The 15,528-nt window shown below is 35.6% G+C and carries 15 protein-coding genes; all 15 read left to right on the top strand.

The window, feature by feature from the left end:
* The first annotated feature begins 22 nt into the window (after positions 1 to 22).
* The 15 genes from rnpM (at position 23) to frr (ending at position 15,239) form a co-directional block, all read left to right on the top strand.
* Positions 23 to 322: an RNase P modulator RnpM gene (rnpM, locus tag CYJ72_RS01275; RefSeq protein ID WP_066125739.1), complete on the top strand. Its 300-nt coding sequence runs from the start codon at positions 23 to 25 to the stop codon at positions 320 to 322.
* Position 323: 1 nt separating this feature from the next.
* Positions 324 to 629, top strand: coding sequence for a L7Ae/L30e/S12e/Gadd45 family ribosomal protein (locus tag CYJ72_RS01270; RefSeq protein ID WP_066125741.1), 306 nt, complete (start codon positions 324 to 326; stop codon positions 627 to 629).
* A 94-nt stretch (positions 630 to 723) separates the two neighbouring features.
* Positions 724 to 3,051, top strand: coding sequence for a translation initiation factor IF-2 (infB, locus tag CYJ72_RS01265; RefSeq protein ID WP_066125743.1), 2,328 nt, complete (start codon positions 724 to 726; stop codon positions 3,049 to 3,051).
* Positions 3,052 to 3,169: 118 nt separating this feature from the next.
* Entirely contained in the window at positions 3,170 to 3,541 is a 372-nt protein-coding gene (rbfA, locus tag CYJ72_RS01260) for a 30S ribosome-binding factor RbfA (protein WP_066125744.1), read from the top strand.
* A gap of 342 nt (positions 3,542 to 3,883) precedes the next feature.
* On the top strand, positions 3,884 to 5,023 hold the full coding sequence (locus CYJ72_RS01255; protein WP_284630207.1) for a glycosyltransferase: 1,140 nt from the start codon (positions 3,884 to 3,886) through the stop codon (positions 5,021 to 5,023).
* Between the two features lie 9 nt (positions 5,024 to 5,032).
* A complete protein-coding gene (locus CYJ72_RS01250) occupies positions 5,033 to 6,448 on the top strand; it encodes a lipopolysaccharide biosynthesis protein (protein ID WP_284630206.1) in 1,416 nt (471 codons plus the stop codon).
* 95 nt (positions 6,449 to 6,543) lie between these two features.
* On the top strand, positions 6,544 to 7,824 hold the full coding sequence (locus CYJ72_RS01245; protein WP_101813622.1) for an O-antigen ligase family protein: 1,281 nt from the start codon (positions 6,544 to 6,546) through the stop codon (positions 7,822 to 7,824).
* Entirely contained in the window at positions 7,821 to 8,873 is a 1,053-nt protein-coding gene (locus CYJ72_RS01240) for a hypothetical protein (protein WP_284630205.1), read from the top strand. The genes CYJ72_RS01245 and CYJ72_RS01240 overlap by 4 nt, the downstream gene beginning before the upstream one ends.
* Before the next feature lie 11 nt (positions 8,874 to 8,884).
* The gene (locus CYJ72_RS01235; RefSeq protein ID WP_284630204.1) at positions 8,885 to 9,640 is read left to right on the top strand and encodes a glycosyltransferase family 2 protein; all 756 of its coding nucleotides are present in this window, start codon (positions 8,885 to 8,887) and stop codon (positions 9,638 to 9,640) included.
* A 176-nt stretch (positions 9,641 to 9,816) separates the two neighbouring features.
* A complete protein-coding gene (locus CYJ72_RS01230) occupies positions 9,817 to 11,211 on the top strand; it encodes an efflux RND transporter periplasmic adaptor subunit (protein ID WP_101813619.1) in 1,395 nt (464 codons plus the stop codon).
* Position 11,212: 1 nt separating this feature from the next.
* Entirely contained in the window at positions 11,213 to 11,983 is a 771-nt protein-coding gene (locus CYJ72_RS01225) for an ABC transporter ATP-binding protein (RefSeq protein WP_257876957.1), read from the top strand.
* On the top strand, positions 11,976 to 13,202 hold the full coding sequence (locus CYJ72_RS01220) for an ABC transporter permease (RefSeq protein ID WP_284630203.1): 1,227 nt from the start codon (positions 11,976 to 11,978) through the stop codon (positions 13,200 to 13,202). Before CYJ72_RS01225 ends, CYJ72_RS01220 begins: the two co-directional genes overlap by 8 nt.
* Positions 13,203 to 13,359: 157 nt before the next feature.
* Entirely contained in the window at positions 13,360 to 13,482 is a 123-nt protein-coding gene (locus tag CYJ72_RS01215; RefSeq protein ID WP_284630202.1) for a hypothetical protein, read from the top strand.
* Between the two features lie 95 nt (positions 13,483 to 13,577).
* Positions 13,578 to 14,555 carry an IS30 family transposase gene (locus tag CYJ72_RS01210; RefSeq protein ID WP_101813433.1) on the top strand — a complete coding sequence of 326 codons (978 nt, stop codon included), beginning with the start codon at positions 13,578 to 13,580 and terminating at the stop codon, positions 14,553 to 14,555.
* A 126-nt stretch (positions 14,556 to 14,681) separates the two neighbouring features.
* Positions 14,682 to 15,239, top strand: coding sequence for a ribosome recycling factor (gene frr, locus CYJ72_RS01205; protein WP_066127042.1), 558 nt, complete (start codon positions 14,682 to 14,684; stop codon positions 15,237 to 15,239).
* The last annotated feature ends 289 nt before the right edge of the window (positions 15,240 to 15,528 follow it).

Raw genomic sequence — 15,528 nt, 5'->3', positions numbered from 1 at the left:
AGAAAATAGGTGAATCATCATAATGAAACAACAGCCGTCAAAACGAAAAGTTCCATTAAGAAAATGTACAGTTTCAGGAGAAATGTTTCCTAAAAAAGAATTAGTTCGTGTTGTCAAAACGAAAGAAGGAGACGTTTCGATTGATCCGACTGGACGTCAAAATGGACGCGGAGCTTATATTGGCTTAGATCCAGAATTAGCGAAACTAGCTAAGAAAAAACGAACATTTGATGCTGCTTTTAGTATGAAAATTAGTGACGAATTTTATGATGAATTGTATCGTTACATAGCACATCAAAAAGCACGTAAGGAATTATTCTAAAATGACTCCACAACAGAAAAAATTAAATTTACTTGGTCTAGCACTGCGTGCGGGATTTTTAGTCAGTGGCGATGAAATGGTTGAAAAAGCCATTAAAAATAATAGTGTTAAACTAGTCATTTGTGCTAGTGATGCGAGTAGTGCCACTATGGAACGTTATCAATCATTATGCGAAACATTTAATGCAAGATTGATTACTGAATTTACTAGAGAACAGATTTCGGATGCTATCGGCAAGAGCCGAACGATTTGTGCAATTGGAAATTCTGGTATGATTAAAAAATTCTTATCATATGAGGCTAAGTAAAATGATTAATAAATTAATGAAGAGAAACCTGTAATCGCAAAGGCTGACGGCGAATAAACTGTCTAGTACTTTGCAGAAGTAGGAAGGTGATTATATGACAGGAATTCGCGTATATGAATTTGCGAAACAAAATAAATTATCAAGTAAAGAAGTATTAGGATTGGCGAAAAAGAATGGGATTGAGTTCAACAGCCATATGTCCATGATGGATGAAAACCAACAAAAGACTTTGTTAAATAAGTTAAATCCCGCTAATACCGCTAAGAAAACTAATCATTCACAACAAGATAAGAAAGCAAAACAACCACATAACGGTAAAGCTATGAGTGAAGAGGTAAAAATGGCAGAGAAAAAAGAAAACAATCAAGCAACAAAACAAACAATGGACAATTCTAGTAAAGGAAAAGCTAAGCCTAGAAAATTAGTTGAAGAAGTTGAGAATGATGAAGATATCCCTGCGATTAAGAAAGCAACCAAAGGTGCAAAAGCTAACAAAGATAAAGCACCAGTAAAAAAAGTTAAAAATAAAGCAGATGATGCAGGGGAAAATAAAAAAGCATTTGAGCCTCGAGGACGTCGCAACCGCCGTCGTGGTCGTAATAACAAAAACAATCAACAACAAACACAATCCAAAGGAATTACACAACGTAAGTATAAAGAATTACCTGAGAAGTTAGTGTATACCGAAGGAATGAATATTCAAGATATTGCGAAATTAATTTATCGTGATGCTTCTGAAATCATCAAAAAATTATTAATGCTAGGAGTTATGGCTAACCAAAACCAAGCATTATCTAAAGATATCATTGAATTAATTGCTTTAGAATACGGAATTGAACCGGAAGAAAAAGTTGTCATTGATAAATCTGATTTGGAAGTTTATTTCAATGAAGAAGAAGTTAATGAAGAAGAATTAACAACACGTCCACCAGTTGTAACCATTATGGGACACGTTGACCATGGTAAAACAACTCTATTAGACCAATTAAGAAATTCTCGCGTAACAGAAGGCGAAGCCGGCGGCATTACGCAACATATTGGGGCTTACCAAGTTCAATTACAAGGTAAAACCATCACGTTCTTGGATACGCCAGGACACGAGGCTTTCACGACGATGCGTGCTCGTGGTGCGAATGTTACGGATATTTCAATTATCGTAGTCGCTGCTGATGACGGTGTGATGCCACAAACAGTAGAAGCAATCAACCATGCTAAAGCGGCTGATGTCCCAATTATTGTGGCAGTTAACAAAATCGATAAACCAACTGCTAATCCAGATCGTGTTATGCAAGAAATGACTGAACATGGTTTAATCCCAGAAGACTGGGGTGGCGATACTATCTTTGTCCCAATCTCAGCTAAATTTAATCAAAATATCGACGAATTATTAGAAATGATTTTATTAGTAGCTGAAGTTCAAGAGTTAAAAGCGAACGCCAATCGTTTAGCAATCGGTTCAGTGATTGATGCTCGTTTAGATAAAGCAACGGGTGCGACGGCGACATTATTAGTACAAGAAGGTACACTAAATGTAGGAGATCCAATCGTAGTAGGAAATACTTATGGTAAAGTACGTACGATGTTAAATGATACCGGTCGTCGTATTCGTCAAGCAGGTCCAGCTACCCCAGTTGAAATTACTGGTTTAAATGATGCACCACAAGCCGGTGACTTATTCGTAGTCTTCCCAGATGAAAAATCAGCTCGTCAAGCTGGTGAAGAGCGTGCTAGACGTGCATTAGAAGAACATCGTGATGCTAATAAGAAAGTAACGTTAGATAATTTATTCGAAAGCTTACAAGAAGGCGATTTAAAATCGGTTAACGTCATTATTAAAGCGGATGTTCAAGGTTCAGCTGAAGCATTAAATGCTTCTTTACAAAAAATTGATGTGGAAGGTGTTCGCGTAAATACAATTCACCAAGCAGTTGGAGCTATCAATGAAAGTGACATTTCATTAGCAGCAGCTTCAGGTGCGATTGTGATTGGATTTAACGTGCGTCCGACCCCTCAAGCACGTGCACAAGCAGAACAAGAACAAATTGATATTCGTTTACACCGAATCATTTATAATGTTATCGATGAAATTGAAACAGCGATGAAAGGTATGTTAGAACCAGAATATGTTGAAGAAATCACTGGACAATTAGTGGTTCGTGAAACGTATACTGTTTCTAAATTAGGAACGATTGCCGGGGCATATGTTTTAGATGGCTATATTCGTCGTAATTCAAAAGTCCGTGTAATACGTGATAACATCGTCATCTATGATGGGGAATTAGCGAGCTTAAAACGATTCAAAGATGATGCACGTGAAGTTACGAAAGGCTTTGAATGTGGGGTTATGATTGAGAAGTACAATGATATCCGTGTAGATGATATTATTGAACCTTACCATATGGTAGAAGTAGAAAGAAAATAAGATAGCACCACGCATAACAGTTTGAGTCTTAGCAATAGTTAGAGTCGAAAGATAGGATAGTTCTTCCACTCATCCAATTTTAAGTGAGTGGAAGTTATCTATTAAGAGGAGGCTAATCATGGCAAATTTCAGACATGGTCGTGTTAAACAAGAAATTTTAAGAGAAGTTAACCGTATTTTAATGCGTGAGATTAAAGATCCGCGCGTAGAAGGTGTGACCATTACCGATGTTGAATTGACAGGTGACTTACAACAAGCAACGATTTATTATAGTACACTTTCTGATAAAGCTGGCGCTCGTCAAAAAGAGCAAGCTGGTTTAGAAGCAGTGACAGGCAAAGTGCGTTCAGAACTAGGTAAAGCCATTAAGCTTTATAAAGTACCGGAGCTTAAATTTGAACGTGATACCTCTGTTGATTATGGTAATCGTATTGATGCTTTATTAGATAAAATTAAACAATCAGACGAAATCACCTATGAAGGTGAATAAAATCTGATATTAATGACTGTACAAAACTTATTTAGTTTTGGCAGTCCTTTTTTTATGTGTGCCCATTATGCGTGTAAAGTTGACGATTTAAAATCACTAGTTTAACATATTTTAAACAGTGATAACTTAAGTCAAACCGTCTCAGTAAAGCTTTACAATAGGGACAGCTAGCTATTTTAATTCATGAACAGAATAATCAATAAAATGATATTAGCTTTAAGTTTTTAATTTACCATTATTTGCCGTTCAATAAACATTAAACTGAGCTTAATAGAAATTCGTGCGTAACAAATAAGAGTGTGATATAATAGCAAGGATATGAACACTATAGGAGTTGAATCAATGAGAGTTTTACATATAATGAGTGGTTTTGGAGGCGGCATTTCATCTTTTATTTATAATAAAGCGATTGCCCTTAATGACAAAAACATTGTGTTTGATGTCGCCACTTATGATGAGTGTTCTACATTGTTTACGGATGCGATTCATAGTATGGGTGGGCAAATTTATCGTCTTGAAAATCCCAAAAAAGTAGGTTGGAGAAAATTTAAAACAACCTTTGAAAAAATCTTAAATGAACATGAGTATCAAGCGATTCATTGCCATATAACTGGCTATCGAGCTCTAGCTTATTATCTAGTTAGTCGTCATTATGTGAAACGCTTCTTCCTACATGCCCATATGACAAAAGCTTTACAGGTCACTGGATTTAAACAAAAATTACTGCGTAAGTTAGATCAAACGATTAATAAATCTATTACATCTAGTTATGTCGGTTGCGGTCGCTTAGCTAATTTAGCTATTTACGGTCCGATTCCAGAGGAACAAATGATGGTGATTCCTAATAGTATTTCGACTGAAAGGTATTTACTATCTGATGATGAATTTGAGCAGAGACGTAATCAGTTAAAAGCTCAATATGGTTTAGATGATCAAACACTCGTGATTGGTCAAATCGGGCGTTTACATAAAGTGAAAAATCAAGAACATACCATTCACCTAGCGGAGTATATCCGTGAACATCAATTAAAAGCAAAAATCTTTATTATGGGTTCAGGAGCAGATTTCGAATCACTCAATCAATTGGTAGCAACAAAGGATTTAAAGGATTATGTGACCTTTTTAGGAAGAATTGATAAAACCGAAACAGTGATGCCAATGTTAGATGTGCTCATTATGCCGTCATTGTATGAAGGCTTACCGACTGTTGTCGTAGAAGCTCAAACAGTTGGGATTCCTTGTTTGATGAGTGACACCATTACGGATGAAGTCGATTTCGATAAAGGACAAGTAGATTATCTTTCATTAAATGAACCAATAGAAAAGTGGTACCAATCATTGAAAGGCCTGAGTCAAGTACCACGACTATCTAAAAATGAAAGAGAACAAATATTGGTTGAACGAGGTTTTACAAACGAGCAATCGGCTCAAATTTACCTTGATTTTTTAAATCAAAAGATTAATAGCTATTTAATTAAATAGGAGAAAAGAATGAAACATTTTATTAAACGATTGTTAGGGTTCAGTTTAGGCCCTGTATTTGGTGCGTTTATCTCATTTATCCAAATACCAATCATCACTTATTTTATCTCGAAAGCAGAGTATGGAAAGGCTAGCTTATTCTCGAGTTTAATTGTAGCAATGCCTAATTATATTTATATTGGACTTGACCAGGCTTATACAAGAGAATACCAAGAAGCCGATGATAAAAAACAATTGATTCAACAAGCCGCCTTAATTCCAATGATTGTCGGCATATTATTGTTTATCGTGTCAATTGTTTTTGCACCAGAAATTTCCAATTGGTTATTTGATAGCCCTGAATATACTTACATTGTCCTCTATGGTGGTGTGTGGGTTTTAGCAACGATTATTGAACGCTTTATTTTATTATCGATTCGGATGGAAGAAAGAGCAATTGAGTTCTCTAGCTTTTCAATGATTTTAAAATTTAATGTTTTTGTATTATCCATGCTTTTAATTTGGATGGGGTGGCGCGATTTTAAAGTCATTGTTTACGGGTTAATCTTTGGTCAATTACTGGGCGATGTGGTCCTTTTCTGGCGTTATCGTCACTATCTTGATATTAGAGGATTTAAACTGAATCGTGAGTTAATTGTACGAATGTTAAAATTTGGTCTACCCTTGATGGTTGCCATCTCATTAACTAATTCGTTGACTTTAGTGGATAAAATCTTCATTAAAAATTATACGACTTTAGAAGACGTCGCCATTTATGGGGCAGCCTCAACGATTATTGCGGTAATTGGTGTCGTTAAAACAGCTTTTACCTCTTTCTGGATACCAACTGCTTATCGTTGGCATGAGGAGCAGAAGGAGATTCGTCACTTTAAATTTGTAAGTGATGCAGTTTTGTTTTTATTAACCGGTATCTTTTTTGGCTTATTATTATTTAAAGATTTAATTGCTTATATCGTGGTAGCGGAAGCTTATCGCGATGTCAAATATATTTTTGGTCTATTAGCATTCCCACAAATTATGTATACTTTATCTGAGACAACCAATTTAGGGATTGTCTTTTCTAGAAAAACATATTTGAATATCATTGTTAGTGTTTTAACTTTTTTACCTAGTATGGTATTAAATTTAGTCCTTACGCCTGTTTGGGGGTATCGTGGGGCAGCAGCTGCTTCATTTGCAGCTTATATTATGTTTTACTTTTCGAGAACTTATTTATCAAACCGTGTTGGCTTTGGATTTAGTCAAGTGAAACCGACAATTTCGATTATCATTATGTCGATTGCGGCTTTTCTAAATGTGTTTGAATTACCGTATATAGAATGGTACACTTTAGGCTTAGGTTTATTAGCATTAGTAGCACAGTGGTCGACCGTTCAACAAGCAATTGAAATAAAAAATGATAGTAAAAATTGGGACTTTACCTAGTTACGTCTCGTAGTAATCATTATAGAAAACAGAGAGACTCAGAAGGATGTGAAATGACCTTCTAAATATATTTTACGAGGAGGGAATGACAAAGCGTGCAACTTTATGTTTTAATATTAGTAATGGCTGTCTTCTTAGGAAGTAAATTGCTTGCCATTCCAACACCATTCGCCCAAATGACAATTTACCGATTACTAGCGATAGGGGTGCCAGTCATTTTGACCTATCAAGTGGCGATAAAAAAGAAAAATTTAGTTATCATACCTAATAGTGATGGTACTCGTGCTTTAGTTGGCTATCTTTTATGGTGGCTATATGCCTTATTATCGGTTATTTGGGTGGTTGATATTGTTAGTTGGTTCCAGGCAATGTTTTTAATGAGTTTGGGATTGTTCGTGATGCTAGCTCTTTATTTTTGGGTTACAAGCGAAAGACAATGGCAAACCTTAATTTACGGAGTCTGGTTTATGATCTGTACCCAAGTTATATGGGGCTATCATGAAATTATAACTGGAAAGTATTTATTTGCTAATTTAGACAAGTTAGATAAGTATCGCACCTTTGATCGAATTCCATCAACGCGCATGCCGATTACCTATTTCGCTAATCAAAATGATTATGCTACTTTATTATTAGCATTTATCGCGATTTCGACTATTTGTTATCACCGCACACAATCATTTTGGTTAAAAATAACAACGATTTTATTTGGTGGAGCCGCCAGTTATTTAATTTATCGTACGGATTCACGGATGGCTTTATTGGTATTATTGATGACGATTGGATTATATACGATTTTTCAATTTAATTTTAACTTAAAAAGAAAACATTGGCTTATTCTTTTAGTCGGTGGCTTAATGATGGTCATAGGGATTTTCTTTTTAAAACCTACTCTAGGTAAGAGTATTATGACGATGTTATTATCACAACAAAACTATGTCTTATCTGGGGACGGTGCAAGAATCAACCTTTGGAAAAATGGGTTAATCTTTTTAGCTGAGACCTATGGCTTGGGTGTCGGAGCAGGAAATATCGAAACGTGGATGGCACAGGTACCTTATTATCCTATCAATGGATTAGTGAATATTCACAATTGGTGGATCGAAATATTAGTCGCATATGGATTGGTATCTTTTATTATTTACATAGGTGTCTATTTTATCTTAGTGAGAAAACTTTGGATAATGTCCAAAACGAATAATCACCAACAAAGACAAACATCATTAGGTTTGTTAGTTTTTATGATAACATTTATCTTTTCTAGTATAACAAGTGCTTCCAATATGTTAATTGAATGGCATTGGATTATCTTTGCACTTATTATAAGTTATGTTAACATTATTGAGGTCAGAATGAATAAGGGGTGTAAGCGATGAGTTTAGTCACGATTATTAGTGAATTAATCAGATTTTTAAAAGACTATGCCTTAAAAATAATTTTAAGTGCATTATTAATAGGATTGACAGTTGCCGGTGCGCGCTATTTTTTTGGTGGATTTGAAACACCTGAAATAGAGGCAGCTTATCAAGATTTAAAACAACGATATGAGCAAGAACCAGCAGAATTTCAAATTATTTTGACGAATGCAGAAGGTGCTTTCTTTAGCAATTCATTTTTAATTGATGAATATTTTGGACAGCCTGAAGTGGTTGAAAAAATTGAAAAAGAAACGGGTATTCAATTTGCTGGATGGATTGAAAATGAAAACTTATTAGAATTAATAAAAACGAATCAGTTTCGTGGAGGAATGGCGGCCTTAAGAGATGGTTCGACTGAAATGATTACCGTTCGGGTGGCTGTCGGAGAGTCAGCTAAAGAAAACTTACAAATTGCTCAAGCCTATCAACATTTAATCGTTGAAGAAACCTTACCGTTTTTAGAATCTTATAAAGTCTCACTGGTTAACAAAGCCGAAATTGGCGAACAGTTATCGGAGTTAAAATTTCCTAATTTAGCTAATATTGAAACATTGGAACATTATAACCGCATTTCAACGCGTTCAGCCATTGTTTTTGGGGTGGCTGGTACTATTGGTGGAGCAGTATTAACGGCTTTAGCATTATTCTTCTTACGTTTATTTAAATCAAAAATTGGTTATGCATTTGATTATAGCTGGGCAATGGAAGATCAACATTTTATTTTTAATCGTACGAATATTGAACATGAAGCGGATGTGGTAGCGTTTATGTCAATTCCTAAACGTGATCATCGTTATGTCGTGATTCAAGGTGATCCAGAAAAATTATTGCCAGTAGAAGATCAAAAAGATTTAATCTTTGTAACAAAAGTACAAGATATCCAAGCTGATGTTGAAGAGATTATCTTTGTAATTTATGCTAATCAAACGGATAAAGCTTGGTATAATGAACAATATCATATGGCAAAATTATATGATGTTCCTGTTAAAATTATGCAATTAGTGTAGAAGGTGACTTTATGGACAAAGGATTAGTTTCAATTGTGACTCCGGTATATAATGCCGAAAAATTCATTAGACAAACAATTGAAAGTGTGCTGAATCAAACTTATGATGATTTTGAATACATTTTGGTTGATGATCAAAGTCAAGACCATTCTGTCGCAATCATTGAATCATACGCTAAGCAAGATATGCGCATTAAATTTATACAATTAGAACAAAATAGTGGCGCAGCTGTAGCACGTAACACGGGCATAAGCGCTGCTAAAGGTCAGTATATCGCCTTTATCGATAGTGATGATTGTTGGGCACCCTCAAAATTAAGTGAACAAATTAAATTTATGCAGGACTATCAATATGCGTTTACTTATACCAGTTTTTCACTAGTAGATGAAGCAGGACAGACACTTAAAGAAGCAACGCCGATACCTGAGAGTTTAACCTATCATCAATTACTAAAAAACACTGCCATTGCTTGTTCAACTGTTGTGATAGATCGTGCTATAGTTGGCGATTTTCGGATGCCTTTGGTGCGTAAAGGTCAAGATACCGCTACTTGGCTAATGTTAATGCGTGAACGCAATGTAAAAGCCTTTGGCTTAGATCGAGTTTTAAATGAGTATCGTCAAGTTGCCGGTTCGATCTCGAGTGACCGTTGGGGCGCTTTAAGAAGAACATGGAATACTTATTATAATTTAGAACAATTACCTTTACCAAAAGCAGTTTATTACTTTTGTTGGTATGTTTGGAATGCCATACTCAGAAGATTATAATTGTTAAATTTTTTATAAACATAGAAAAAACATTTGATTTATTGCTTAATAGATGATATTAAATAATAAGTTAGAAGTTCTTTTCTGTGTTTTTTTATTTTAACATTTATTTTTTAGACCTAAAATGTTATGATAACGATAATATAAAGCACAAGATTAATGGTAGGATGTGGCATATGAATATTAAGCGTAAATTAATTTTAGGAATTATTGGCGGTCTCATTGCTTTAACCGGCATCTTCTTTTTTGCGAAAAACACTTTTTTCCCAACACAAAAAGATGAGATGATGGGGAGCGAAAACATGGATCTGGGGCCAGATGGCATGCCGGTTGAAGGCGAAATCGCCTATACATTATATAATTTATTCAGACAAGATCCCGTTACTGTGGATGCGAGTGTAAAATTAAAGACTGATACCGCGTATTTTTATCAAGCGGATTTAGGTGAAATTGAAGCCATTTTAGTTAAAGATGGGCAAAAAGTAACTAAAGGCACCACTTTATATAATTACAAGCAAACCTCAAAAGAAAATCAATATGCTCTTGAGGATTTATACCGTGAGCAAACGAAATTATATAATACCCGCCAAGCATTAATCAAACAATTAAGTGATTATACAGGCGGAGAATATAATTATCAAGGGGATCAAATCGCGTATTATTGGGGAAATGATGGTAAACAAGTTTATTATATTGTTAAAGAAATTGGTAAAACAACTTCGCCTTCAATCAACACTCCGGCTAATACGAATACCGATAATACGCTCTCTCAAGATAGTCCTGAAGGAGCATTTGATACCGGTAGTCTGGAAATGTCAGCAATGGATTCGGCAGCAGATCCTAGTGAAGGTATTAAAGAACAAATCCGTCAAGTTAATGAGCAAGTTGAAGAATTAGAAATTAAATTAATTCGTCAACAAGAACTACAAAATAATAAAGTTATCGCTAAGACCGATGGGATTGCGATGGTTAACCCAGATGCCAAAGATAATCCTAATGTACCTGTAGTGCGCATTGTGTCTGAAGAAAGCTCCGTTGTCGGAAGTGTAACGGAATACGATTTTTATGCTTTAGCAGAAGATCGTGCCGTCAATATTTATATACCTGCAGAGGACCGGACGGTAACGGGGAAGATTGTGGATTATGATAAAATTCCTTCTTATAGCGGAACCAATGGCCAAACTGATTCAGCTGAAGGTCTAGCTGCTTCTAACCCAAGCGGCGGCAGCAATGCGAGTCAATTTAGTTTTGTTGTACAACCCGATGAACCTTTACAAGCTGGTTTTTCTGCTAAAGTGAATATCACATTACCAGGTTTTGCGATACCTTCTGATGCGATTGTTGAAGAAGGGGATGAACATTACGTCTTTTTATATTTAGATGGTAAAGCAGCCAAAACAAAAATTGAATTGATGACTCAAGGTTTACAAAAAGTGGTCTTAAAAGGGTTGAATGAGGGGGATCAATTGATCATGTATCCTTATGACTTAACCGATGGTCAAGCAGTGTCGGTGGTTGACCCGATGGCGATGCCTCCAGCAGAAGAGCCAATGGATGGGGATGTGCAGTAGTATGACTAGCGAAATGCAACAGCAACCGCTCATTGAAATGAAAAGGATCAACAAATATTATCAAGTGGGGGAGCATCAATTACATGTTTTACGCGATATTGATTTATCAATTTATCGCAATGAGTTTGTGACCATTATGGGACCATCAGGCTCTGGAAAATCCACTTTAATTAATGTTTTAGGATTTTTAGATAATAAGTTTGAAGGCCATTATAATTTTGATGGTAAACCAGTAGAAGCAAGAACCGATAAACAAATTTCTGTTTTACGTAATGAAATGGTTGGTTTTGTCTTTCAAGATTTTAATTTAATTCCGACTATGACGGTCAATGAAAATATACGTTTACCACTGTTGTATAAAGGTATGCCGGCTAGAAAAACTAAAGAAAGAGTTCAACAAGCTCTAGAGAGTGTCGGTTTAGGTAGTAAGTTTAATAGCCGTCCACATGAATTATCCGGGGGCCAAAAGCAACGGATTGCCATCGCAAGGGCCTTAATTAATCAGCCACGATTTATTATTGCCGATGAACCGACGGGCGCATTGGATACTAAAACATCCAAAGTGATTATGGATATCTTAGCCCGTTTACATCGTGAACAAGGGGTAACAGTAGTATTAGTAACGCACGATCCTAACTTACAAGCTTATGCGACTCGGAAAGTGCGTATTGTCGATGGGCAAATTCATTCGAATGAAGTGAGTGAAGCCACTTATGAATTAAGTGAAAAACCATTAGTTTTTGATGAGGTGTTAAATAATGAGGATGAGTGAAATTTTTAAATCGTCGTTATCAACCTTAAAAATGAATGGTCGACGAACGTTTTTAACGATGATTGGTATTATCATCGGCATTGCAGCGGTTATTACAATATTAAGTCTTGGGAATGGTTTTCGAAAGAAAACTTTGGATGAATTAGCACAAGATTCCAAGGGCCGTCCCAGTCAAATGTTCCATTTTAATGTATCCAATATGGATGCAGACTGGTCAAAATTAGATCCATTTGATACAAATACTTTGGACGGCATCCGTCAAATTCCAGGTGTTGATGAAGTCGTCCCATCTTCTGATGATGAGGATTCTGTTAATTATGCTACTGTGGATTTTGCCAATAAAGAATCCAAGACCTATGGCACAAAATATCTCGATGTAACGAATCAGCAAATATTATATGGGCGAAATTTATATGACTATGATTCTAAAGGAGCTAAACGTAATGTCATTATTGATGACATCGTAGCAGCCGATATCTTTGAAAATCCAGAAAAAGCCATTCATCAATCCATTAAGATTGATGGGACCAGTTATATAATTGTCGGAGTCTATGCAACAGAGTTAACGGCAAAAGAAATTGAAGACATCCAAAATTATGGTTTTGGAGGTTCTGATGCACCTCAAGTTATTATTCCTAGAGGAACCAATAAATTACTAAATCCCAATGCAAATGTGGACTTTAGTATTAAGGCATTTTATAAACCAGACTCCAATGTCAGTGGCATTAGTCGGAAAATCGCGGAATATTTAAAAGAAAATGGATCTGAGAAAGAAAACGGTACTTATGAATATTTCGATATGTCTGAAATGATGGAATCGATTGGTCAACAAGTGTCAATGGTAACCTACTTTATTGGAGCGGTGGCGGGAATTTCTTTATTTATCGCCGGAGTAGGCGTAATGAATATGATGTATATTTCTGTTTCTGAACGAACCAAAGAAATTGGGATACGTCGTTCCTTGGGAGCTACCCAAAATAGTATTCAATGGCAGTTTTTATTGGAAGGTATATCCATCACGACTTTAGGCGGTCTTATTGGATATCTGTTTGGTGTTGGTATTGCGATTATAGCAGGCAATTTCTTGCCGTTTAAAGCCTTAATCGATGTGCCGACAGCTTTAATTAGCGTCTCAATTTCTGTTTTAATTGGCATTAGTTTTAGTGTTTTCCCGGCTAGAGCTGCCGCTAGAAAAAACGTGGTTGAAATATTACGTTAAGATAAGTGATTAAAGGCGTAGATACTTGAGTAAGTCGAGTATTTGCTCCTTATTTTTGAAAGTTCTAAAATTAAATTAGCCACTTAAATTGTGTATCCTCCCCATTTTTATGATTGAAAATAAAGCTGCTAGTTGCGGTTGGGAGGGGAACTATTTTATGGCTTTCAATACAACAGTAGCACTTTACTTAATGGGAGAATCGGGTAAGCTAAATGACTCGACCGAAAATTTAAGCGAAGTGCAAAAAGGTCGGGGAGTGACCCCGCACCCGATTCGATGATTCAGTCAAGTGCTACGGTATAGAAAAAGTATAGAAAAAAACATCTCAAAACGTTATTATTGTAGTGACAAAACCAGAATAAAGGACGTTTTAAGATGTATCATCATTATAATTCATTTTCAGCAGAAAGCAAGACCCGAAATAAACATTTAACCTTGGACGATCGTCATAATATTGAGCGTTGGCACCATAGTGGTAAGTCTAATCGTGAAATTGCGCGTCTTCTAGATAAAGCCCCTCAAACGATTCATAATGAAATAAAAAGAGGGCTCGTTCTTCAACAAGTTAGAAAAGGTCGCTTCAAAAAGATTTATTCTGCTGAGTATGCTCATTCTCAGTATTTAAAACAGCGTGACAAGTGTGGCCGCAAAGTGTCACTTGATAAGGAAACCAAAGAAACACTCGTTCATTTTCTGACCGAAATGAAATATTCACCAGAAATGATCGTTCATTCTAATCTTGTCAACGTTCCTGTTTCAACGATTTACTATTGGATTCATAACGGACATTTAGGTTTAACATCGAATGACTTACTTTATCCACGTAAATCAAAGAAAAAACGTAAGAATACTAGCTCGCAATTTAGAGTGAAAGGTCAATCCATAGAAATGCGTCCGGAAGTCATTAATCAGCGTGGTGAGTACGGTCATTATGAAATTGACACCGTGATTCTAACGCGCAAGACCAATAAATGTTTACTCGTATTAACCGATCGTCGGACACGCCATCAAATTATTCGACTGATTCCGAATAAACAGGCGGCATCCGTCAATAATGCTTTATTAGATATACTCAATGAATATGCGATTAAATCAATTACTGCGGATAATGGTGTTGAATTTTTTAGACTGCATGAAGTCTTTCCTTATGAGCATATTTATTATGCCCATCCCTATTGTTCATATGAACGGGGAACAAACGAAAACCACAATCGACTAATAAGGCGGTTTTTACCTAAAGGAACAACAGATGTAACGGAATTAGAAGTAAAGAAAATTGAAAACTGGATTAATCATTATCCGAAAAGAATGTTCAACTACAAATCACCATTTGAGATGATGTACGCTGGCTAATTTAAACTTGAAATTTGCCTTGCTCCTTATTTTCATAAAATATTTCATTAAGACTCTGCTTAGAATAGGAATTCATGAAAGAGTATGCTATAATAATAAAAAAGAGTCAATATAGGAGGAGTCTTTATGGCAGCCGACATTTTAAAGGAAACAAAACAACGAATGAATAAAGCAATTGATGCTTACCGTAATGAATTAGCAACAATTCGTGCAGGACGTGCAAACGCTAGTATTTTAAATCATGTGAATGTATTATATTATGGCGTTCCAACACCATTAAATCAACTAGCAAGTATTACCGTTCCAGAAGCGAGAATGTTATTAATCTCACCTTATGATAAATCATCTTTAACTGAGATTGAAAAAGCGATTTTACAGTCTGATGTGGGGATTACCCCTTCAAATGATGGTAGCGTGATTCGTTTAGTCATTCCTGCTTTAACTCAGGAGCGACGTCAAGAATTAGTTAAACAAGTTGGTAAAGAGCAAGAAAATGCTAAAATTGTTTTACGTAATATTCGTCGTGATGCAATTGATCAAACGAAAAAAATGCAAAAAAATAATGAATTGACTGAAGATGATGTGAAAGATTATGAAAAAGATATTCAAGTAATCATTGATGAAGCAACTAAAGAGTTAGAAAAAGTTTCTGCAGAAAAAGAAACAGAAATTTTAGGTGACTAATTTTATATTTATGATTGAGGATGAACCAAAAGTTTGAAATACTGTTTGGTTCCCTCTTTTTTTATAGCTCAATGGGAGACTAGATTTAAAACTTCGTCTTACTGTGGGGAACAACTATTATATAAATTCAGTCAAATTTTAGTTCGTTAATTGAAAGTGCAATGGTTGTTTAGCATCAAATTTCATCTTTAAGACCTATTCCAACTTTTTTCGGGGGGAAGACGAAGCAAATTATCAACCTCTTGTCCAGTCCCGTTTTAATGTGAGATATTTTATAGTTACAACGATA

The organism is Globicatella sanguinis (genome assembly GCF_002847845.2).
Lineage (GTDB): Bacteria > Bacillota > Bacilli > Lactobacillales > Aerococcaceae > Globicatella > Globicatella sanguinis.
This window is presented reverse-complemented; position numbering and strand designations above follow the sequence as displayed.

Excerpts from the sequence above, each read along its gene's own strand:
- CYJ72_RS01250 (WP_284630206.1), top strand. The coding sequence starts at position 5,033 with ATGAAACATTTTATTAAACGATTGTTAGGGTTCAGTTTAGGCCCTGTA.
- CYJ72_RS01235 (WP_284630204.1), top strand. The coding sequence starts at position 8,885 with ATGGACAAAGGATTAGTTTCAATTGTGACTCCGGTATATAATGCCGAA.
- CYJ72_RS01255 (WP_284630207.1), top strand. The coding sequence starts at position 3,884 with ATGAGAGTTTTACATATAATGAGTGGTTTTGGAGGCGGCATTTCATCT.
- CYJ72_RS01220 (WP_284630203.1), top strand. The coding sequence starts at position 11,976 with ATGAGTGAAATTTTTAAATCGTCGTTATCAACCTTAAAAATGAATGGT.
- CYJ72_RS01240 (WP_284630205.1), top strand. The coding sequence starts at position 7,821 with ATGAGTTTAGTCACGATTATTAGTGAATTAATCAGATTTTTAAAAGAC.
- CYJ72_RS01210 (WP_101813433.1), top strand. The coding sequence starts at position 13,578 with ATGTATCATCATTATAATTCATTTTCAGCAGAAAGCAAGACCCGAAAT.
- frr (WP_066127042.1), top strand. The coding sequence starts at position 14,682 with ATGGCAGCCGACATTTTAAAGGAAACAAAACAACGAATGAATAAAGCA.
- rbfA (WP_066125744.1), top strand. The coding sequence starts at position 3,170 with ATGGCAAATTTCAGACATGGTCGTGTTAAACAAGAAATTTTAAGAGAA.
- rnpM (WP_066125739.1), top strand. The coding sequence starts at position 23 with ATGAAACAACAGCCGTCAAAACGAAAAGTTCCATTAAGAAAATGTACA.
- CYJ72_RS01270 (WP_066125741.1), top strand. The coding sequence starts at position 324 with ATGACTCCACAACAGAAAAAATTAAATTTACTTGGTCTAGCACTGCGT.
- CYJ72_RS01230 (WP_101813619.1), top strand. The coding sequence starts at position 9,817 with ATGAATATTAAGCGTAAATTAATTTTAGGAATTATTGGCGGTCTCATT.
- CYJ72_RS01215 (WP_284630202.1), top strand. The coding sequence starts at position 13,360 with ATGGCTTTCAATACAACAGTAGCACTTTACTTAATGGGAGAATCGGGT.
- CYJ72_RS01225 (WP_257876957.1), top strand. The coding sequence starts at position 11,213 with ATGACTAGCGAAATGCAACAGCAACCGCTCATTGAAATGAAAAGGATC.
- infB (WP_066125743.1), top strand. The coding sequence starts at position 724 with ATGACAGGAATTCGCGTATATGAATTTGCGAAACAAAATAAATTATCA.